Genomic DNA, 19,266 nt, shown 5'->3' on the forward strand with positions numbered 1-19,266 from the left:
GATGGTGAAAGGTATTGTTTGATTTAGAGGAAGAACTGAAGAAACTCCCGGCCAGCCCGGGAGTTTATCTTATGCATAATGACAGGGATGAGATTATATACGTGGGCAAGGCCATCAGCCTGAAAAACCGTGTCAGGCAGTATTTCCAGAGCAGCAGGAATAAGACGGCAAAGATTGAACAGATGGTGTCCCACATTGCATGGTTTGAATACATCCTGACGGATTCCGAGCTGGAAGCCCTGGTGCTGGAGTGCAACCTGATTAAGGAGCACAGGCCGCGGTACAACACCATGCTGAAGGACGATAAAAGCTACCCCTATATCAAGGCAACCATGGGTGAGGATTTCCCCCGCCTCCTGTTTGCCAGGGATATGAAAAAGGACGGCAGAAGCCGTTATTTTGGTCCCTATACCAGCGCGGGGGCCGTGAAGGATACGCTGGATTTAATACACAAGCTGTACCGGATCAGGACCTGCAACCGGAACCTGCCAAAGGATACGGGAAAGGAGCGTCCGTGCCTCAATTACCACATCAAGCAGTGCGACGCCCCCTGCCAGGGATATATTTCCAGGGAGGAATACCAGTCCAATTTCGGCCAGGCCCTGGACTTTTTGAACGGCAGATACGACCCTCTCATAAAGAGCCTTCAGGAAAAGATGCAGGCTGCCTCCGACAGCCTGGAATTTGAGCGGGCCATTGAGTACAGGGAGCTGCTAAACAGCGTGAAGCAGGTGGCGCAGAAACAGAAGATTACCAGCAGCGGTATGGAGGACCGGGATATTGTGGCCATGGCCAGGGATGAGAAGGACGCGGTGGTACAGGTGTTCTTTATCCGGGAGGGCAAGCTGATAGGCAGGGACCATTTCCATATATCGGCTGCCATGGCTGAAAATGAGGGCGAGATTCTGGACAGCTTTGTAAAGCAGTTTTATGCGGGTACGCCCTTTATACCAAGGGAGCTGTGGCTCCAGCATCCTCTGGGGGACGAGGAGGTCATCAGCCAGTGGCTGTCTGCGAAACGGGGGCAGAAGGTCAGGCTGGTGGTTCCGAAAAAGGGAGAAAAGGAACGGCTGGTGGAGCTGGCGGCCAGGAATGCAGCCCTGGTGCTGTCCCAGGATAAGGAGCGGATTAAGAAAGAAGAACTTCGCACCATCGGAGCCCTGAACCAGATTGGGGAGCTGATTGGCATTGGCGGAATCCGCCGCATGGAGGCATATGATATCTCCAATACCAGCGGCGTGGAATCCGTGGGCTCCATGGTGGTATATGAGGACGGCAGGCCCAAGCGCAGCGATTACAGGAAATTCCGCATCAAGACCGTCCAGGGCCCCAACGACTACGCATCCATGAATGAGGTGCTGACACGCAGATTCTCCCACGGCATGAGGGAGACGGAGGAACTGAAGGAAAAGGGGGCTGACGTAAGCCTTGGCAGCTTTACCAGGTTCCCGGATTTAATCATGATGGACGGCGGCAGGGGCCAGGTGAACATAGCCCTGGAGGTCCTTGATAAGCTGGGGCTTTCCATTCCTGTGTGCGGCATGGTGAAGGATGACAACCACAGAACAAGGGGACTCTACTATAATAATGTGGAGGTGCCCATTGACCGTCACTCCGAAGGATTCAGGCTTATCACCAGAATCCAGGATGAGGCCCACCGGTTTGCCATTGAATACCACAGGAGCCTGAGGGGGAAGGGCCAGGTGAAATCCATCCTGGATGACATTCCCGGCATCGGACCGGCCAGGCGCAAGGCCCTTATGCGCCATTTTAAGGATATAGAGGCAGTGAGAAGCGCCTCCGTGGAGGACCTGGAGCAGACGCCCCAGATGAACCGCAGGTCGGCTGAGTCCGTGTACCGCTTCTTCCACCCGGAGACGGGCAGCCCCCGGACCAGCGGGCAGGCCCCTTCACAGAATAATGACCGGCCCGGCACCAGCACAGGCCCGGAGAACGGGACAGAAGCGGACTTCCAGAATCTGGAAGGACAGCGATAAAAACACATGACAACCGCATCAAATTATGATAGTATGATAGAAGTTAAACGAGAAGTAAAACCAGGTCAAGGGGGTATCATCATGCATGGAGTAACCATATCGGAATTAATTGAGAAAATGAAGCTTAAAAACACCACGCCGGAGATTGACACGGACAAGATTGTGCTGACCCATCCGGACGTGAACCGCCCGGCCCTGCAGCTTACGGGATTTTTTGACCACTTTGACAGAGAGCGGGTTCAAATCATCGGATACGTGGAGCAGGCATATATTAATACCATGGACCAGGAACAGAAGCGCCGGATGTACGATAAGCTCACATCCAGCCAGATTCCCTGTCTGGTGTTCAGCCGCGACCAGGAGCCGGATGAGGACCTGCTGGAATTCTGCAACTACTATGGCGTTCCCTGCCTTGTGTCCGATAAGACCACCTCTGCTCTGATGGCAGAAATCATCCGCTGGCTCAATGTGAAGCTGGCCCCCTGCATCAGCATTCACGGCGTGCTGATTGACGTATTCGGCGAGGGCGTCCTGATTATGGGCGAAAGCGGCATCGGCAAGAGCGAGGCTGCCCTGGAACTGATTAAGAGGGGACACCGTCTGGTGACGGATGATGTGGTGGAGATACGCCGGGTCAGCGATGACACCCTGATTGGAAGCGCGCCTGACATCACCAAGCATTTCATTGAACTGCGGGGCATCGGCATCATTGATGTGAAGACCCTGTTCGGTGTGGAGAGCGTTAAGGATACCCAGTCCATTGACATGGTTATCAAGCTGGAGGACTGGAGCAAGGATAAGGAATACGACAGGCTGGGCCTGGAAGACCAGTATACGGAATTCCTGGGCAACCAGGTGGTCTGCCATACCATTCCCATCCGTCCGGGACGTAATCTGGCTATTATCGTGGAGTCCGCGGCTGTCAACTACCGCCAGAAGAAGATGGGCTACAACGCAGCCCAGGAGCTGTACAACCGGGTACAGGCCAATCTTGGAAAGGGCCAGGAAAATTAAGTCTTAAGCGAGGAATGTATTTTGAATCTGGAACATATGTTGAAAGAGGTGCTTGTATCAGAGGGGGCGGTGTGCCGCTTCATGGAACCCATGAGCAGTCACACCACCTTCCGCATCGGGGGACCGGCTGAGGCCTATGTATGCCCCGGCAATGAAGAGGAGCTGGGAAAGGTCATCTGCCTTTGCAATGAGCATGGTATTCCCTGGAGGGTGCTGGGAAATGGCAGCAACCTCCTGGTCAGCGATAAGGGAATCAAGGGCGTGGTCATTGCCATGGAAGGAAACTGGTCCCATGCCAGAACAGAGGGAACTGTCATCCATGCAGGGGCAGGGGAACTTCTGGCCCGGGCGGCCCGGGCCGCCCGGGACCACTGCCTGACCGGTATGGAATTTGCAGCAGGCATACCCGGCAGCGTAGGCGGCGCCCTGGTGATGAACGCAGGGGCCTATGGTTCTGAGATGAAGGATATCCTCAAATCAGCCAGGGTTATGACGAATCAGGGACAGGTTCTGGAGCTCTCCCTGGATGAACTGGAACTGGGGTACCGCACCAGCTGTATTCCCGACCGGGGATATACGGTGCTGGAGGCGTCCTTTCAGCTGAAGCCGGGCAGCCGGGCAGACATTGAGGCCCGGATGAAGGAACTGGCAGACAGGCGCAGGGAGAAACAGCCCCTGGAATATCCCAGCGCAGGCAGCACCTTCAAACGTCCCCGCGGATATTTTGCAGGAAAGCTCATAGAGGATGCCGGTCTCAGGGGATACGCCATGGGCGGAGCCAGGGTATCGGAGAAGCACTGCGGCTTTGTAATCAACGGCGGAAACGCCACTGCATCCGATGTCATGGCCCTGTGCGGGCATATCAGGAAAACAGTCATGGAACAGTCCGGCGTGGAGCTTGAGATGGAAGTCAAGCGCTGGGGCGAGTTCTGACCGCAAGGCCGATTATACGTAATCGAGGTGGATGGATGAAGCTTGTAATTGTAACCGGAATGTCCGGGGCAGGCAAGACAATTGCACTGAAAATGCTGGAGGATTTGGGGTTCTACTGTGTGGATAACCTGCCCATATCCCTGGTAGATAAATTTGCCCAGCTGGCAGCGGCCGGCAGCGACATCAGCCAGGCCGCCCTGGGCATAGATATCCGCAGCGGCGAGGAACTGAACCAGCTGGATGCTATATTCAGGGGATGGAAGGAACTGGGGATGGATTACCGGATACTGTTCCTGGACGCCAATGACGGGGTCCTGATTAAGCGGTACAAGGAGACGCGCCGCAGCCACCCCCTGGCCGGGACAGGCAGGCTGGACAAGGGAATTGAAAAGGAACGGGCCAAGCTGGCCTTCCTTAAGAAGGACGCGGATTTCATCATTGATACCAGCAAGCTCCTTACCAGGGAGCTGCGGCAGGAGCTGGAAAAGATATTCCTGAAACACCAGGAGTACAGCAACATGTTTGTCACGGTTTTATCCTTTGGCTTTAAGTACGGCATTCCGGAGGATGCGGACCTGGTCTTTGACGTGCGTTTTCTGCCCAATCCCTATTATGTGGAGGAGCTGCGCCCCCTGACAGGGGAGGACCAGGTCATCCGGGATTATGTGATGCAGGGAGGCGCCTGCGCGCAGTTTTTGGACAAGCTCTATGATATGGTGGATTTCCTCCTGCCGGGTTATATTAAAGAAGGAAAGAACCAGCTGGTGGTGGCAATCGGCTGCACCGGCGGCAAGCACCGTTCCGTGACGGTTGCCAAGGCCCTCTACGGTTATCTGGCTGCCAAGGCTGAATATGGAATTAAAATAGAACACAGGGACATCGACAAAGACAATAAAAGGAAGTAGCAGACATGTCATTTTCTTCCAACGTAAAAGACGAGCTGTCCAGGCAGATGCCTGGGGCGCGCCACTGCCAGATAGCAGAGACAGCAGCAATCCTGAGCCTGTGCGGAAGGGTAAAGATATCGGCTTCAGACCATTTTTGGATTGAAATCCATACGGAAAATGTGGCAGTTGCAAGAAAGTACTTTACATTATTGAAAAAAACATTTAATATAAGAACTGATGTCTCGATTCGCAGAGGGGGGAACCCCGGGCGGAGCATGACATACATCGTAGCAGTCAGGGAACATGAGGAAGCCCTCAAGGTCCTGCAGGCAGTGAAACTCATCAATTCCCAGGGGGAAATCGGCGAAAACCTTTCCCTGATTCGGAATGTGGTGCTTCAGAATGCCTGCTGCAGACGGGCTTTCATACGTGGCGCCTTTTTGGCGGCCGGCTCCATCAGCGCCCCGGAGAAGTTCTACCACTTTGAAATCGTGTGTCCCACTGAACCTAAGGCGGAGCAGCTTAAGAACATCATCGCCACTTTTGATATCGAGGCCAAGATAGTGCTGAGAAAGAAGTACTATGTAGTCTATATCAAGGAGGGCAGCCAGATTGTGGACATCCTTAACGTGATGGAGGCCCCGGTATCCCTTATGGAGCTGGAGAATATCCGCATTGTCAAGGAGATGAGAGGCAGCGTGAACCGCCAGGTCAACTGCGAGACTGCCAATATCAATAAGACCGTGTCAGCTGCGGTAAAACAGATAGAGGACATCCGTTTCATCCAGTCTGTTGCCGGTCTTTCGGGTCTTCCTGAGAACCTTCAGGAGATGGCCCGCATACGGCTGGAACGGCCGGAGGCAACCTTAAAGGAATTGGGGGAGGCCCTGGAACCGCCTGTGGGTAAATCAGGCGTAAACCACCGTTTGAGGAAGTTAAGCCTTATGGCCGAAGAACTGCGGCAGCAGTTTCCGGACCGTAATACATCAAGTTTGCAATAGTTTTATCAAGTACGAATCAGTACGGGCACCGGAATGGCAGTCAGGATGCGGCCAGATTGGAACATGACCATTGGAACGTATCAGGGGCTGTGAACCATTCAAAGGAATGAGGAGGATTATTATGGTAAAGAAATTGATTACAGTTGAATTGGCATCAGGACTTGAGGCAAGACCGGCAGCTATGTTGGTGCAGGTAGCCAGTCAGTACGAAAGCGCGATTTACCTGGAAGCAGAGGCAAAGCGTGTGAATGCCAAGAGCATCATGGGAATGATGACTCTCTGTCTGACCGCGGGCGAATCCATCTTGGTGGAAGCCGACGGAAAGGATGAGGAGGCAGCTGTAACTGAAATTGAGAAGTATCTGAAAAACCAGTAACTACCAGTCCGTTTGTTTGGAGAGATAGATAATGGGAATCAGGCAGGACTTGCCTGGTTCTCTTTTCTTTTATCCGGATTTATGATAAACTGTTACTCGAACGGCAATTTATACCGAAACGATAAGGAGAGAATAGGGAATGGCATTTACCCATTTGCACGTCCATACGGAATACAGCCTTCTGGACGGCTCCTGTAAAATCAAGGAGCTGACAGCCAGGGCAAAGGAGCTTGGCATGGACAGCATGGCTGTCACGGACCATGGCGTGATGTATGGCGTGATTGATTTTTATAAAGCAGCCAGGGAAGCCGGCATCAAGCCGATTCTGGGATGCGAGGTCTATGTGGCCCCGGGGTCCCGCTTTGACCGGGAGACAGTAAGCGGCGAGGACCGGTATTACCACCTTGTGCTGCTGGCGGAGAACAACAGGGGCTATGAAAACCTGATGAAAATTGTGTCCAAAGGATTCGTGGACGGATTTTACTATAAACCCAGGGTGGACTACGAGGTCTTAAGGACCTACCACGAGGGAATCATTGCGCTCAGCGCCTGTCTGGCAGGGGAGGTGCAGCGCTACCTGACCAGGGGAATGTATGAGGAGGCGGTCAGGGCATCCGGCCGGTATGTGGACATATTCGGAAAGGACAATTTCTTCCTGGAGCTTCAGGACCACGGGCTGCCGGACCAAAAGCTGGTAAACCAGGGCCTTATGCGCATGAGCAGGGATACGGGCCTTAAGCTGGTGGCAACCAACGATATCCACTACACCTATGCCGAGGATGAGAAGGCCCACGACATCCTTCTGTGCATCCAGACCGGCAAGAAGGTGGCGGATGAGGACAGGATGCGCTATGAGGGAGGCCAGTATTACTGCAAATCAGAGGACGAGATGCGGGCCCTGTTTCCCTATGCGCCTGAGGCCATTGAAAATACCCATATGATAGCGGAGCGCTGCAATGTGGAGATTGAGTTCGGGGTTACCAAGCTTCCGAAATACGAAGTTCCGGAGGGCTATGATTCCTGGACCTACTTAAACCATCTGTGCAGGGAGGGCTTTCAGACGCGGTACCCGGATGATGACGGCACCCTGAGCAGCCGCCTGGACTATGAGCTGGAAGTTATCCGTTCCATGGGATATGTGGATTACTTCCTGATTGTGTGGGATTTCATCAATTACGCCCGCTCCCGGGACATCATCGTGGGGCCGGGGCGGGGCTCTGCAGCAGGAAGCATTGTGTCCTATACGCTGGGAATCACCAACATAGACCCGGTGCGCTACAACCTTCTCTTTGAGCGTTTCCTGAACCCGGAGCGTGTGTCCATGCCTGATATCGACATTGACTTCTGCTACGAACGGCGTCAGGAGGTAATCGACTATGTGGTGCGCAAGTACGGCAAGGACCAGGTGGTGCAGATTGTAACCTTTGGTACCCTGGCTGCAAAGGGCGTTGTCCGGGATGTGGGGCGTGTGCTGGACCTGCCCTATTCCCTGTGCGACACCATCGCCAAGATGATTCCCGGGGACCTGGGCATGACGCTGGACAAGGCCCTGACCATGAACCCGGACCTTAAGAAGGCCTACAATGAGGATGAGCAGGTCCATTATCTCATCGACATGTCCAGACGTCTGGAGGGACTGCCCAGGCATACCTCCATGCATGCGGCCGGGGTGGTGATTGGCAGCAGGTCCATTGACGAGTTTGTACCCCTTTCCAGGGCCTCTGACGGTACCATCACCACCCAGTTTACCATGACCACCATCGAGGAGCTGGGACTTCTGAAAATGGATTTCCTGGGCCTGCGGACCCTTACCGTCATACAGAACGCGGTGCGGCTGGCCGAGAAGGACTACGGCATATCCATTGACATTGACCACATTGACTTTGACGATAAAAAGGTACTTGAATCCATCGGAACAGGCAGGACCGAGGGCGTGTTCCAGCTGGAAAGCGCGGGGATGAAAAGCTTTATGAAGGAGCTTAAGGCGGAGAACCTGGAGGATATCATAGCAGGCATCTCCCTGTACCGCCCCGGCCCCATGGACTTTATACCCAAATACCTGAAGGGAAAGAACGACAGGGCTTCCATCACCTATGACTGCCCTCAGCTGGAGCCCATATTAAGCCCCACCTACGGCTGTATTGTATACCAGGAGCAGGTTATGCAGATTGTGCGTGATTTGGCCGGATACACCATGGGACGCAGCGACCTGGTGCGCCGCGCCATGAGCAAGAAAAAGACGTCTGTCATGGAAAAGGAGCGCCGGAACTTTGTATACGGCAACCGGGAGGAAGGGGTCAGGGGCTGTGTGGACAATGGAATCAGCGAGCAGACGGCAAACCATATCTATGACGAGATGATTGACTTTGCAAAGTACGCCTTCAACAAGTCCCACGCAGCCGCCTATGCAGTGGTTTCCTACCAGACGGCCTATCTGAAATACTATTATCCCAGGGAATTCATGGCCGCCCTTATGACATCGGTCATGGATAATGTAAGTAAATTTTCCGAGTATGTGCTGACCTGCCGCCGGATGATGGGCATTCCCGTGCTGCCTCCGGATATCAATGAGGGAGAAAGCGGTTTCTCCGTGTCAGGGGACGCCATCCGCTACGGCCTGTCCGCCATCAAGAGCGTGGGCAAACCAGTGACAGAGGTAATCCTGGCGGAGCGGGAGAAAAACGGTCCCTTCCGTTCCATGGAGGATTTTGTGGGGCGTATGAGCATGAAGGAGGTAAACAAAAGGACCCTGGAAAATTTCATCAAGTCAGGCGCCCTGGATACGCTGCCGGGCACCAGACGGCAGAAGATGGCCGTGGCTCCCACCATGCTGGAGGTTAAGGCCAGGGAGAAAAAGTCCATGTTCGAGGGTCAGTTAAGTCTTTTTGACATTGTTGGTGAGGAAGACAGGAATGAATTCCAGATTACATTTCCCGATGTGGGGGAATACTCAAAGGATGAGCTTCTTGCTTTTGAGAAAGAAATACTGGGAGTTTACATCAGCGGCCATCCTCTGGACGACTATGAGGAGACATGGAGGAGGAATATAACAGCCACCTCCGCCCAGTTTATTGTGGATGAGGAGACGGACAAGGCCGGGGTGGAGGACGGATCCAGGGCAGTGATAGGAGGGCTGGTGGCAGGCAAGACCGTGAAGACCACCAGGACCAACCAGCTCATGGCATTTATCACCCTGGAGGACCTGCTGGGACCTGTGGAAGTCATTGTGTTTCCAAGGGATTATGAGGCCAACCGGGAACTGTTCACCGAGGACTCCAAGCTGTTTATCAAAGGAAGGGTATCCATTGGCGATGACCCGGTGGGAAAACTGGTGTGCGAGCAGGTGATTCCCTTTGAGAGTATACCTAAGGAGCTGTGGCTCCAGTTCCCGGATATGGAGACGTATCAGGCCGGGGAGCAGCGTCTGCTTACCTCCCTGCGGTCCAGCGAGGGAAAGGACCGGGTGGTCATTTACCTCCAGAAGGAGAGGGCCAAGAAAGTCCTTCCGGCCAACTGGAATGTCCAGGTTACGCCCGGACTTTTGAAAGACCTGGGAGAAGGACTTGGTGAAAAAAATGTCAAAGTCGTAGAAAAAGGTCTTGAAAAGCTGGGGAAAATGAATTAGAATAGCGTTGGGTATAGATGAGAGAATGAATGATTGAGAGCAACGTCAGCACAGGCGGAATTTGCATGTGCTTAATACAAGGAGGTAAATTGCTATGGCAAAGGCAGTGAAAACCATTGGAGTACTTACCAGCGGAGGCGATGCGCCGGGAATGAACGCGGCAATCCGCGCGGTTGTAAGGACTGCTATCAATAAGGGCCTTAAGGTAAAGGGCATCATGCGTGGATACGCAGGCCTGCTGGAGGAGGAAATCGTGGACATGGAGTCCACCAGCGTGTCTGACATCATCAACCGCGGCGGTACCATCCTTTACACGGCAAGATGTAAGGAATTCACCACAGCGGAAGGCCAGCAGAAGGGCGCTGATATCTGCCGAAAGCATGGCATTGACGGAATGGTGGTCATCGGAGGCGACGGTTCCTTCCGGGGCGCGGGAAAGCTGTCCGCCCTGGGCATCAATACAATCGGCCTTCCGGGAACCATTGACCTGGATATTGCCTGCACCGATTACACCATTGGTTTTGATACGGCTGTCAACACGGCCATGGAAGCAATTGATAAGATTCGTGATACATCCACATCCCATGAGCGGTGCAGCATCGTGGAGGTTATGGGGCGCAACGCCGGATACATCGCACTGTGGTGCGGCATCGGAAACGGTGCGGAGGACATCCTTCTGCCGGAGCGCTACGACGGCAATGAGCAGGCCCTGATTAACCGGATTATCGACAACCGCAGACGTGGCAAGAAACATAACATCATCATCAATGCAGAGGGAATCGGCCATTCCGGCTCCATGGCAAAGCGTATTGAGGCTGCCACGGGCATTGAGACAAGGGCCACCATCCTGGGCCACATGCAGCGCGGCGGAACGCCTACCTGCAAGGACAGGGTATACGCCTCCATCATGGGCGCCAAGGCAGCAGAGCTTCTGGCCGCAGGCAAGAGCAACCGCCTGGTAGCCTATAAGCACGGTGAGTTTGTGGATTTCGATATCCAGGAAGCCCTGAACATGACAAAGGACATCCCGGAAGAGCAGTACGAGATAGCCAAGATGCTGATTCGTTAATCCGGGAATGTGAGAACATAAACAATGATAGAATGGAAAGTCCGCCGCCTGTCACAGGCAGCGGACTTTTGTGGAGAGATGAGATGAAGGATACGACAGTGCTCTGCGGAGCCAATTCCTATGAACAGAAATATTATTTTAACCAGGATTTTAAATCCCTGCCCCAGTCCATAAGGGATGAGCTCCAAATCATGTGCGTGCTCTATACAGAGGATGTGGGCGGCGTGCTGACCATGGAATTTGACGAAAAAGGAAACCTGGAATTCAGGGTGACCTCAGAGGAAACGGATTATCTCTTTGACGAGATAGGAAGCGTCCTTAAAATCAAGCAGTACCAGGAAGAGAAAAAAGAAATGCTGGAAGCGCTGGAACTGTATTACAGGACATTTTTCCTGGGCGAGGACATAGATATAGAGGATGACGGGGAAGATTAAATGAAACTGAGGATTGGAAATACGGTTCTTGAGAATAATGTAATACTGGCGCCCATGGCAGGCGTCACGGACCTGCCCTTCCGGGTGCTGTGCCGGGAACAGGGAGCCGGATGCGTGGTGACTGAGATGGTCAGCGCAAAGGCGATACTGTACAACAACAGGAATACCAGGGAGCTGCTTCAGATAGACCCGGCCGAGCGGCCGGCGGCAGTGCAGCTCTTTGGGTCGGAGCCGGATATTATGGCGGAGATTGCAGCCAGGCTGGAGGAAGGGCCCTATGATTATATTGATGTAAACATGGGGTGCCCTGTGCCGAAAATCGTCAACAACGGCGAAGGCTCCGCTCTGATGAAAAATCCCAGGCGCGCCCAGGAGGTGCTGACTGCCATGGTGAAGGCCGTAAAAAAGCCTGTGACCGTGAAGTTCCGCAAGGGATTCAACGACCTCTCTGTCAATGCAGTGGAATTTGCGAAAATGGCGGAAAGCTGCGGCGTTGCTGCGGTGGCTGTCCATGGGCGCACCAGGGAGCAGTACTACTCCGGAAAGGCGGACTGGGACATCATCCGCCGGGTAAAGGAGGCTGTAAGGATACCTGTTATCGGAAACGGGGATATCTTTACGCCGGAGGACGCCGGAAGGATGCTTAAGGAGACAGGGTGCGACGGCATCATGGTGGCCAGGGGAGCCAAGGGAAATCCCTGGCTGTTCGGCCGGATTAACCACTATCTGGATACCGGCCAGGTTCTGCCCGGTCCGTCCATGGCTGAGATAAAGGCCATGATTCTGAGGCACGGGCGCATGCTGGTCCGGTTCAAGGGGGAGGGGGTTGCCATGCGGGAGATGAGAGGCCATATGGCCTGGTATACAAAAGGAATGCCCCACTCAGCAACGCTCAGGAATGAAATCAACCAGGTGGAGACATTGGAGGGATTCATAGAGCTTCTGGACAGGAAAATCCAATCTTGACAATGGACACATTTTCCTATATAATACTCAGAATGTGTGGACATTAAGAATGATACTCAAGTGAAATCAACATAAATTAAGAATGTAAGGAAGGAAGCGGGTAAGATGGCAGATAAGAAACATATTTTGACATATGCCGGACTCAAACAGTACGAAGATGAACTGCAGAATCTGAAAGTTGTCAAGAGAAAAGAAGTTGCGCAGAAAATTAAGGAAGCAAGAGAGCAGGGTGATTTGTCCGAGAATGCAGAGTATGATGCGGCCAAGGATGAGCAGAGGGACATTGAACTGCGTATCGAGGAACTGGAGAAGCTTCTTAAGAATGCAGAGGTCGTGGTAGAGGATGAAATCGACCTGGATAAGATTAATATCGGGTGTAAGGTAAAGCTTCTGGATGTGGAGTATGACGAGGAGATGGAGTTCTATATCGTTGGTTCCACTGAGGCCAACAGCCTGCAGAATAAGATAAGCAACGAGTCACCGGTAGGCCGCGCCCTGATTGGCAAGGTAGTGGGTGACTGCGTAGACGTGGAAACCCAGGCAGGGGATATCCAGTATAAGGTGCTGGAAATCCAGAGGGTTTCATAAATCTGACACAAAGGAGCTAAGGACGTGGGAGAACAGCAGAAGGTTAATCAGGCAGATACAGATTTAAATCATGTGCTGAAGGCGCGCAGGGATAAGCTGGCGGAGCTTCAGGCAGCTGGAAAGGACCCTTTCCAGATTACAAAATATGATGTGACTGCCCACAGCATGGATATCAAGGATAACTATGAGCAGTGGGAGGGGAAGGAAGCAGCCATTGCAGGCCGTATGATGTTCAAACGCGTCATGGGCAAGGCTTCTTTCTGTAATGTACAGGATTTAAAAGGCAACATCCAGGTCTATGTGGCCAGGGACAGCGTGGGTGAGGAGCCTTACAAGGATTTCAAGAAAATGGATATCGGCGATATCGTGGGCGTAAAGGGAACTGCTTTTACCACCAAGACAGGCGAGATATCCATTCATGCAACGGAGGTAACCCTTCTTTCCAAGAGCCTCCAGGTGCTTCCTGAGAAGTTCCATGGCCTGACGGATACGGATATGCGTTACCGCCAGCGCTACGTGGACTTAATCATGAATGCGGAGGTAAAGGATACCTTTATCAAGCGTTCCAGGATTCTGGCAGCCATCCGGAAATATCTGGGCGGCCAGGGCTTCATGGAAGTGGAGACCCCTATGCTGGTATCCAATGCAGGCGGCGCTGCCGCCAGGCCGTTCGAGACTCACTTCAATGCCCTGGACGAGGATTTAAAGCTCCGCATATCCCTGGAGCTTTATCTGAAGAGGCTGATTGTAGGCGGGCTTGAGAGGGTATATGAGATTGGGCGTGTGTTCCGCAACGAAGGTCTGGACACCAGACATAACCCGGAATTCACCCTGATGGAGCTGTATCAGGCTTATACGGATTACAACGGGATGATGGACCTGACCGAGAAGCTGTACCGTTTTGTGGCTCAGGAGGTACTGGGCACCACCACCATTACTTATAAGGGCGTGGAGATGGATTTAGGCAAGCCCTTTGCCCGCATCACCATGGTGGATGCGGTTAAGAAGTATGCCGGAGTTGATTTTGACCAGATTCATACCCTGGAGGAGGCAAGGGCCGCTGCCAAGGAAAAGGGTGTGGAGTTCGAAGGACGCCATAAGAAGGGCGATATCCTGAACCTGTTCTTTGAGGAGTTTGCAGAGGAGCACCTGGTTCAGCCCACCTTTGTTCTGGACCATCCGGTGGAGATTTCCCCGCTGACCAAGAAAAAGCCGGGCAACCCGGATTATGTGGAGCGCTTTGAGTTCTTTATGAACGGCTGGGAGATGGCAAACGCTTACTCTGAAATCAATGACCCCATTGACCAGAGAGAACGGTTCAAAGCCCAGGAAGAGCTTCTGGCCCAGGGGGACGAGGAAGCCAACCATACGGACGAGGACTTCTTAAATGCCCTGGAGGTAGGTATGCCTCCTACGGGAGGAATCGGATTCGGTATTGACCGTATGGTCATGCTGCTGACGGATTCACCGGCAATCAGGGACGTTCTGCTGTTCCCAACAATGAAGTCTATTGATAAGTAAGAATGCAGGAAAATCAAGGGTTTCAGCACTTGGATGTACTAAAATATATAGTTGGTCAAGGGGTTTTGACTAAGATTTGACCAATTTTTGGCATAGTCAAAAAAAGATTAGTACAGGTTAGTACAGATTGCTTAGTCTGAAAAATTAAAGATTGTATTACTTAGAGGACATTTTCTAAAGAAATTTAGAAGATGTCCTCTTTTTGCGTTATAGGAACAATTGAAATACCGAAAGGAGAATAGCATGGAACACACAAAGGCATATCAGGAATTTAAGAAGAATGGTAATACAAAGTTTGTAAGATATAGCGAAGGAGCAGAAATGTATCATATGGGCGTATCAAAGTTTATGCAAATGGCTAAGGATGCCAAAGCAATCTATAAGTTAGGTCAGTTAGTACTTGTGAATTTAATAATATTTGATGAGTACCTTGAGACATTCCATATAGTTGATGATGAATTTTATAAGTAGGTGAAAAGGATGGTAACACAATTACAGCCAGATGTTAGGGCTTATCTTCATGGTGGGGAGGTAATAAAAAGATACATAAAGGTCGAAGAGGTGGCTTATGAATATGGATTTAGTGTTGAGGAAACTGAATATATAGCTAAGGCTGCAAGTTCTTTATACAAGCTTACCCGTATTCATTTGGTAAAAAAGGAAAGGTTTGATGAGTTTATGAAACACATATATAAAGTGCCGGGAACAAATAAGCAGATAATTAAAAAGTTTGCGAGAATTGGAGAAGCTTCAATTATATACAGTATTGGCAGACATAGATTTATCGAGTTGGCTAGAGCAGCAGGTGCAACATATAAAATAAATGAGGGAACAGGGGGGACTGTGTTAATCAATTTGGAAATATTTGATAATTATATGGAGCAATTCAGACAACCTGCAAGACCTTTGAAAGAGCCGTTATATGGGCAGGAAGAAGGTGAATTGAATGAGTAACTCATATAAGTTCTATTCAGATACAAAAGACATTATGAAAAAATATGTAAATGCTACTGAGGGTGCCATTATTTATGGCATAAGTAAATCAAGGATTATGGTTTTGGCTTCTGAAGCAGGGGCAGTGTATAAGGTTGGAAATTCAGCGTTGATTAACACTGATATCTTTGAGATGTATTTGGAAAAATTTAAGGAACCAACAAGACCATTGCCCAAACATATTTGGAATAAATTGTCAAGCGAAGATAAAAAAGACCACAATAGTACCTGTTTTGATAAAAAAGACCCGTGATTGTCACTTTCGGCATTATAGAAACTAATGTAATATATGGACATTCCAAGAAAAACTTGGGATGAACAATTTAATAATCAGTTACAGATTTGCAAAGTAGTTTGCACTGCAGAGTATCTGTAGGTAGTAAATTTACGGGGCATGTACCTGGAAGATGAAAGTCACAGCTATCATATTAGTAGCCTGATGGATCGAAAGATGAAGGGTGAGAAGTTGGATGGAAATCTGGTAAAAGGGCGCAAGAGATCCGGTGGATCTCTGCTCTGCGCGGACCGAAGCGAAGCGTAGACCGGCATGTTGCGTAAGGATAATCAACCACAGAGGGCGAGAAGTTTGTCCTTATCCTCAAAAGGCTAAAAGAGGAGATAGTGCTTCTGATAATTCAGAAGGGCGTCGTGAAACACATTTTGTGGCTCGTCTGTAACTCCCGGAGGTGAGAACACCTCTTTGTACACGGGGCGATATAGGAGTCTAGAAGACTGGCGTGTACCTACATGCTTAGCGTTAAGCATAGCCATGTAGACTATATCACTTCCAAATTCAAATTCTGTCTATATGGCAACTAATTTGAAGGAGGATAAAGTGGTGATGGGATTTAGCATAGCATTAATAATTATTGTTCTTATCGTATTGTATTCGTTAGCTAGGACGGCAGGAGAGTCGGACAGGACAATGGAACAGATAAGAGAGCAATCACTCCTTGGAAGGGAGGAGAGCTCTGGTGGGAACAGTTGAAAAAAGAGATAAGCATAAGAAACGCAGGTTTGTATCTCCAGAAGAAAAGCTTGAAAGAGAATTAAAAGATTGTATGCATTGTAGATTCTTCTGGGGACATAACAACAGATGTGCCAATGGAACATGTTGTAAACCATCTAAGAAAAAAGAACAGAAACTTCCGACGGAATGTGTCGGATGTCCATATTATCAAGGGAATGGTTATTGTTTTCCTTGTATGCGAAAGCTGATAGGAAAGTAGGTGGTTAAGATGTTCAAGTGGCTGTTTAAGAAGAAAGGATGTGCAAAACATATGAATAACAAGTTAGAAGTAATCGGCATTGATCATGGTTGGTCAATGATGAAAACAATCTCTCAGGTATTTGTTACAGGAGTTAAGGAGATTACAACAACTCCGGCACTTTTCGGCGATGTACTTGAGTATGAAGGAAAGTTCTATAAGGTTGGAACTGTGAGGCAGGAAGTAAAGGATACAAAGGTCGAAGATGACAGCTTTTATCTTCTCACTCTTGCAGCAGTTGCTAAGGAACTTAAAAGAAGAGGTCTTGCAGAGGCAAAGGTATTCCTTGCAGTAGGACTTCCACTTACAAGGTTTGGAGCAGAGAAGAATGATTTTATTAAGTACCTGACAAAGAATAAGCGTGTAAGCTTCAAATATGAGAATGAGCCGTATTATATTGAAATTGATGATGTGGCAGTATTCCCTCAGTGTTATGCAGCAGTAGTGGACAAGATTCCTACAATGGCAAAGAAAACGCTGATAGTAGATATCGGTAGCTGGACAATCGACATTATGCCGGTAATCAACAAGTCACCGGATGAATCAAAGTGTGTGACGATACCAAAAGGTCTTATTACCTGTATGCGTTCTATCAATGAACAGTGTGTAAGACAACTTAACGGAGAGGTAGACGAGTCAGAGATACAGAACATCATGCGATATGGCAGGTCAGATATTGATGATGAATACTTTGCCATTATTAAGGCAGAGATAGAGGATTTTGTTGATAAGGTATATAACTCAATCCGTGAGTTTGGGTATAACTTAAAGACTACACCGATTGTATTTGTCGGAGGCGGGGCAGTTGTGATGAAGAATTTTGGTAGTCATGATGCTAAGAACATTTCCTATAACCTTGATGTAAAGGCAAATGCAAGAGGATATGAGCAGCTTGCCACAATGGGACTTAAAAGCACTAAGCGATTATCATAAGGAGGCAGATGATGGGAAGAAGACTTGAATATGAAGTAAAAACTTCTGTCCGCCTCAACATGAGCAATCCTCAGCATGTGAAAATCAATGATGTGATTCAGAACCTTGATCCGAAGATTTTCAAATCTAAGAACCAGTTCATTATAGATGCGATTCAGTTTTACATTGATAATTATGGAAAAGAAACTTTTGTTATCAAGAAGAAGGAAAAAGAGAGGGCTGAATATATCCGGTCAGAAGATATTGATGACATTAAGGAAGAAGTCATTGAAGCAGCAACCAATGAGGCTAGGAAAGAGGTCATAAGGCTGTTAGGCGGAGTGATATCCGGGATGAATGTTGGTCAGCCGGTAATAATGCAGGCAGCCAATAGTGAAGCACAAGAACCTACAGAAGATGTTATGGACGATGCAGATGTTGCAGGACTTGCAATGGGATGGATGTCGAAAGGAGACTGATTATTATGAGAAGAGTTATGGGAGCCGTAGGAACAGTAATTTTAGAGATACTCAAGTGGATATTAAGGATAATTCTTGGAGCGTTGAAGCTGGTCTTAGGACTTGCCAGGATAATTCTTCTTCTATTCGCTATGGTGGCAAGGATATTTCTTTCATTCGTAAGAATGGGCACATTCTGAGAGGAGGTGAGCGTATGCAGGTAAAGGGTTTATTCTTAAATTACAAGAAAAACAGAAGACTTATGCAGTATTTCTTTAAAATAAGAGAGCTGGTATAATGAAAGGAGTTTAAGATGCACAGAATACGGGACAGTCCTATGTGTCCCGTGCATTACAGATAAATAGTTCACCGCAAGGGTGGATGGCACGGAACACAAAGCCCGTCCCTCTTGCGGAGAAGGGATGGGTGATTACTATGAAGAAGATAAGTATTATCTTATTATCCGCAGTACTGGTCTTTTCAATGGCTGCCTGTAATGGTGGTAAGGAAAAGGCTGATAATCAGACAGAGAAACAAACGGAAAGCGTAAAGCCAACTGAAGAAGTAGCAATGGCAATGGAAGCTGTCACAGAGGTCACAACCGAAGCTGGAAGTGAAGAGACAGAGAAAGATATTGCCGAGGTTAAAGATTCAGAAGAGAAGACTGATAAGGAAGATAACCGGTCCACTGATAATGAAACTGCTTCAAGGCAGGAAGAAAAGCCAAAGCAGAATGACGAGCCGGAACAGAAAGCTTCTGTAAATGATAATGAGGAAGCTGGCGGAAATCAGAGTAATGCAGGTAATGGTGGTCAGACTACAGACAGTCCGAAAGACAATGTGAGCAATTCACAGCCTGCATCCGTGGCGTACAGTCCACAGAATGTTGTGTCACTTGCAACAGCAAAGTGTCAGGCAGGAGGGATGATTACCACACAGCAGAATTTACAGAATCATTTGAATGACGGCAGTATCACGCAGGAAGAGTACAATGAGTATTATCCTTACGATGGTATGGAAGGCTCTTATTATAGTGTGTTTGTAGAGACAGACCTCAACAAAGCAAGTACCATTGATGGACAGCGGTTATCATCTGAGGATGCAATCGCAGAATATATTGCAAGTATGTTACTTTTGGAAACAGATCCGGTATTCTACATCAGTTATGATGGAGTTTACACGACAGGCGGCACAGACTATTACGAGTTTCGATGTCACAGATAA

The 19,266-nt window shown here is 49.7% G+C and carries 21 protein-coding genes; all 21 read left to right on the plus strand.

Annotated features, from left to right (window positions below; genetic code table 11):
* Positions 1–14: 14 nt before the first annotated feature.
* The 21 genes from uvrC (at position 15) to FGS84_RS02645 (ending at position 19,266) form a co-directional block, all read left to right on the plus strand.
* Positions 15–1,997 carry an excinuclease ABC subunit UvrC gene (gene uvrC, locus FGS84_RS02545; RefSeq protein ID WP_138306152.1) on the plus strand — a complete coding sequence of 661 codons (1,983 nt, stop codon included), beginning with the start codon at positions 15–17 and terminating at the stop codon, positions 1,995–1,997.
* Positions 1,998–2,078: 81 nt separating this feature from the next.
* Complete coding sequence (gene hprK, locus FGS84_RS02550) at positions 2,079–3,011, plus strand: HPr(Ser) kinase/phosphatase (protein WP_138306153.1); 933 nt, start codon at positions 2,079–2,081, stop codon at positions 3,009–3,011.
* Positions 3,012–3,047: 36 nt separating this feature from the next.
* Positions 3,048–3,944, plus strand: coding sequence for a UDP-N-acetylmuramate dehydrogenase (murB, locus tag FGS84_RS02555; protein ID WP_347563769.1), 897 nt, complete (start codon positions 3,048–3,050; stop codon positions 3,942–3,944).
* A gap of 35 nt (positions 3,945–3,979) precedes the next feature.
* The gene (rapZ, locus tag FGS84_RS02560) at positions 3,980–4,849 is read left to right on the plus strand and encodes an RNase adapter RapZ (protein WP_138306155.1); all 870 of its coding nucleotides are present in this window, start codon (positions 3,980–3,982) and stop codon (positions 4,847–4,849) included.
* Positions 4,850–4,854: 5 nt separating this feature from the next.
* Positions 4,855–5,832 (plus strand): DNA-binding protein WhiA, encoded by a 978-nt coding sequence (gene whiA, locus FGS84_RS02565; protein ID WP_138306156.1) that lies wholly within the window; start codon positions 4,855–4,857, stop codon positions 5,830–5,832.
* 121 nt (positions 5,833–5,953) lie between these two features.
* Entirely contained in the window at positions 5,954–6,208 is a 255-nt protein-coding gene (locus tag FGS84_RS02570) for an HPr family phosphocarrier protein (RefSeq protein WP_002564619.1), read from the plus strand.
* A gap of 139 nt (positions 6,209–6,347) precedes the next feature.
* Positions 6,348–9,833, plus strand: coding sequence for a DNA polymerase III subunit alpha (locus FGS84_RS02575; RefSeq protein ID WP_138306157.1), 3,486 nt, complete (start codon positions 6,348–6,350; stop codon positions 9,831–9,833).
* 94 nt (positions 9,834–9,927) lie between these two features.
* Positions 9,928–10,902, plus strand: a complete 975-nt coding sequence (pfkA, locus tag FGS84_RS02580; protein ID WP_138306158.1) for a 6-phosphofructokinase — start codon at positions 9,928–9,930, stop codon at positions 10,900–10,902.
* Between the two features lie 83 nt (positions 10,903–10,985).
* Positions 10,986–11,336: a DUF6145 family protein gene (locus FGS84_RS02585; protein ID WP_002587783.1), complete on the plus strand. Its 351-nt coding sequence runs from the start codon at positions 10,986–10,988 to the stop codon at positions 11,334–11,336.
* A complete protein-coding gene (dusB, locus tag FGS84_RS02590; protein WP_138306159.1) occupies positions 11,337–12,302 on the plus strand; it encodes a tRNA dihydrouridine synthase DusB in 966 nt (321 codons plus the stop codon).
* A 105-nt stretch (positions 12,303–12,407) separates the two neighbouring features.
* The gene (greA, locus tag FGS84_RS02595) at positions 12,408–12,890 is read left to right on the plus strand and encodes a transcription elongation factor GreA (RefSeq protein WP_002574940.1); all 483 of its coding nucleotides are present in this window, start codon (positions 12,408–12,410) and stop codon (positions 12,888–12,890) included.
* A gap of 24 nt (positions 12,891–12,914) precedes the next feature.
* Positions 12,915–14,411: a lysine--tRNA ligase gene (gene lysS / locus FGS84_RS02600; protein ID WP_138306160.1), complete on the plus strand. Its 1,497-nt coding sequence runs from the start codon at positions 12,915–12,917 to the stop codon at positions 14,409–14,411.
* A gap of 243 nt (positions 14,412–14,654) precedes the next feature.
* Positions 14,655–14,882 (plus strand): DUF6462 family protein, encoded by a 228-nt coding sequence (locus FGS84_RS02605; protein ID WP_138304206.1) that lies wholly within the window; start codon positions 14,655–14,657, stop codon positions 14,880–14,882.
* 9 nt (positions 14,883–14,891) lie between these two features.
* A complete protein-coding gene (locus FGS84_RS02610; protein WP_118279460.1) occupies positions 14,892–15,365 on the plus strand; it encodes a DUF6462 family protein in 474 nt (157 codons plus the stop codon).
* Positions 15,358–15,657 (plus strand): DUF6462 family protein, encoded by a 300-nt coding sequence (locus FGS84_RS02615; protein WP_022377866.1) that lies wholly within the window; start codon positions 15,358–15,360, stop codon positions 15,655–15,657. The genes FGS84_RS02610 and FGS84_RS02615 overlap by 8 nt, the downstream gene beginning before the upstream one ends.
* Before the next feature lie 585 nt (positions 15,658–16,242).
* Complete coding sequence (locus FGS84_RS02620; RefSeq protein ID WP_227081570.1) at positions 16,243–16,392, plus strand: hypothetical protein; 150 nt, start codon at positions 16,243–16,245, stop codon at positions 16,390–16,392.
* On the plus strand, positions 16,379–16,633 hold the full coding sequence (locus FGS84_RS02625) for a hypothetical protein (RefSeq protein WP_004611518.1): 255 nt from the start codon (positions 16,379–16,381) through the stop codon (positions 16,631–16,633). The genes FGS84_RS02620 and FGS84_RS02625 overlap by 14 nt, the downstream gene beginning before the upstream one ends.
* 51 nt (positions 16,634–16,684) lie before the next feature.
* On the plus strand, positions 16,685–17,605 hold the full coding sequence (locus FGS84_RS02630) for a ParM/StbA family protein (protein WP_044912152.1): 921 nt from the start codon (positions 16,685–16,687) through the stop codon (positions 17,603–17,605).
* A gap of 8 nt (positions 17,606–17,613) precedes the next feature.
* Positions 17,614–18,063: a hypothetical protein gene (locus FGS84_RS02635; RefSeq protein WP_004611520.1), complete on the plus strand. Its 450-nt coding sequence runs from the start codon at positions 17,614–17,616 to the stop codon at positions 18,061–18,063.
* 5 nt (positions 18,064–18,068) lie between these two features.
* Positions 18,069–18,242, plus strand: a complete 174-nt coding sequence (locus FGS84_RS02640; RefSeq protein WP_015516967.1) for a hypothetical protein — start codon at positions 18,069–18,071, stop codon at positions 18,240–18,242.
* Between the two features lie 235 nt (positions 18,243–18,477).
* Positions 18,478–19,266, plus strand: coding sequence for a hypothetical protein (locus FGS84_RS02645; RefSeq protein ID WP_243129814.1), 789 nt, complete (start codon positions 18,478–18,480; stop codon positions 19,264–19,266).

Origin of the sequence: Clostridium sp. 1001271st1 H5 (genome assembly GCF_005845215.1) — a bacterium.
In the GTDB taxonomy this organism is placed as follows: domain Bacteria; phylum Bacillota; class Clostridia; order Lachnospirales; family Lachnospiraceae; genus Enterocloster.

What these genes read in the sequence shown, in the direction of transcription:
- FGS84_RS02610 (WP_118279460.1), top strand. Translation starts at nt 14,892, where the DNA reads ATGGTAACACAATTACAGCCAGATGTTAGGGCTTATCTTCATGGTGGG.
- rapZ (WP_138306155.1), top strand. Translation starts at nt 3,980, where the DNA reads ATGAAGCTTGTAATTGTAACCGGAATGTCCGGGGCAGGCAAGACAATT.
- murB (WP_347563769.1), top strand. Translation starts at nt 3,048, where the DNA reads ATGTTGAAAGAGGTGCTTGTATCAGAGGGGGCGGTGTGCCGCTTCATG.
- FGS84_RS02635 (WP_004611520.1), top strand. Translation starts at nt 17,614, where the DNA reads ATGATGGGAAGAAGACTTGAATATGAAGTAAAAACTTCTGTCCGCCTC.
- FGS84_RS02645 (WP_243129814.1), top strand. Translation starts at nt 18,478, where the DNA reads ATGAAGAAGATAAGTATTATCTTATTATCCGCAGTACTGGTCTTTTCA.
- FGS84_RS02605 (WP_138304206.1), top strand. Translation starts at nt 14,655, where the DNA reads ATGGAACACACAAAGGCATATCAGGAATTTAAGAAGAATGGTAATACA.
- hprK (WP_138306153.1), top strand. Translation starts at nt 2,079, where the DNA reads ATGCATGGAGTAACCATATCGGAATTAATTGAGAAAATGAAGCTTAAA.
- FGS84_RS02585 (WP_002587783.1), top strand. Translation starts at nt 10,986, where the DNA reads ATGAAGGATACGACAGTGCTCTGCGGAGCCAATTCCTATGAACAGAAA.
- FGS84_RS02630 (WP_044912152.1), top strand. Translation starts at nt 16,685, where the DNA reads ATGAATAACAAGTTAGAAGTAATCGGCATTGATCATGGTTGGTCAATG.
- FGS84_RS02575 (WP_138306157.1), top strand. Translation starts at nt 6,348, where the DNA reads ATGGCATTTACCCATTTGCACGTCCATACGGAATACAGCCTTCTGGAC.
- dusB (WP_138306159.1), top strand. Translation starts at nt 11,337, where the DNA reads ATGAAACTGAGGATTGGAAATACGGTTCTTGAGAATAATGTAATACTG.
- pfkA (WP_138306158.1), top strand. Translation starts at nt 9,928, where the DNA reads ATGGCAAAGGCAGTGAAAACCATTGGAGTACTTACCAGCGGAGGCGAT.
- FGS84_RS02570 (WP_002564619.1), top strand. Translation starts at nt 5,954, where the DNA reads ATGGTAAAGAAATTGATTACAGTTGAATTGGCATCAGGACTTGAGGCA.
- FGS84_RS02615 (WP_022377866.1), top strand. Translation starts at nt 15,358, where the DNA reads ATGAGTAACTCATATAAGTTCTATTCAGATACAAAAGACATTATGAAA.
- FGS84_RS02640 (WP_015516967.1), top strand. Translation starts at nt 18,069, where the DNA reads ATGAGAAGAGTTATGGGAGCCGTAGGAACAGTAATTTTAGAGATACTC.
- greA (WP_002574940.1), top strand. Translation starts at nt 12,408, where the DNA reads ATGGCAGATAAGAAACATATTTTGACATATGCCGGACTCAAACAGTAC.
- whiA (WP_138306156.1), top strand. Translation starts at nt 4,855, where the DNA reads ATGTCATTTTCTTCCAACGTAAAAGACGAGCTGTCCAGGCAGATGCCT.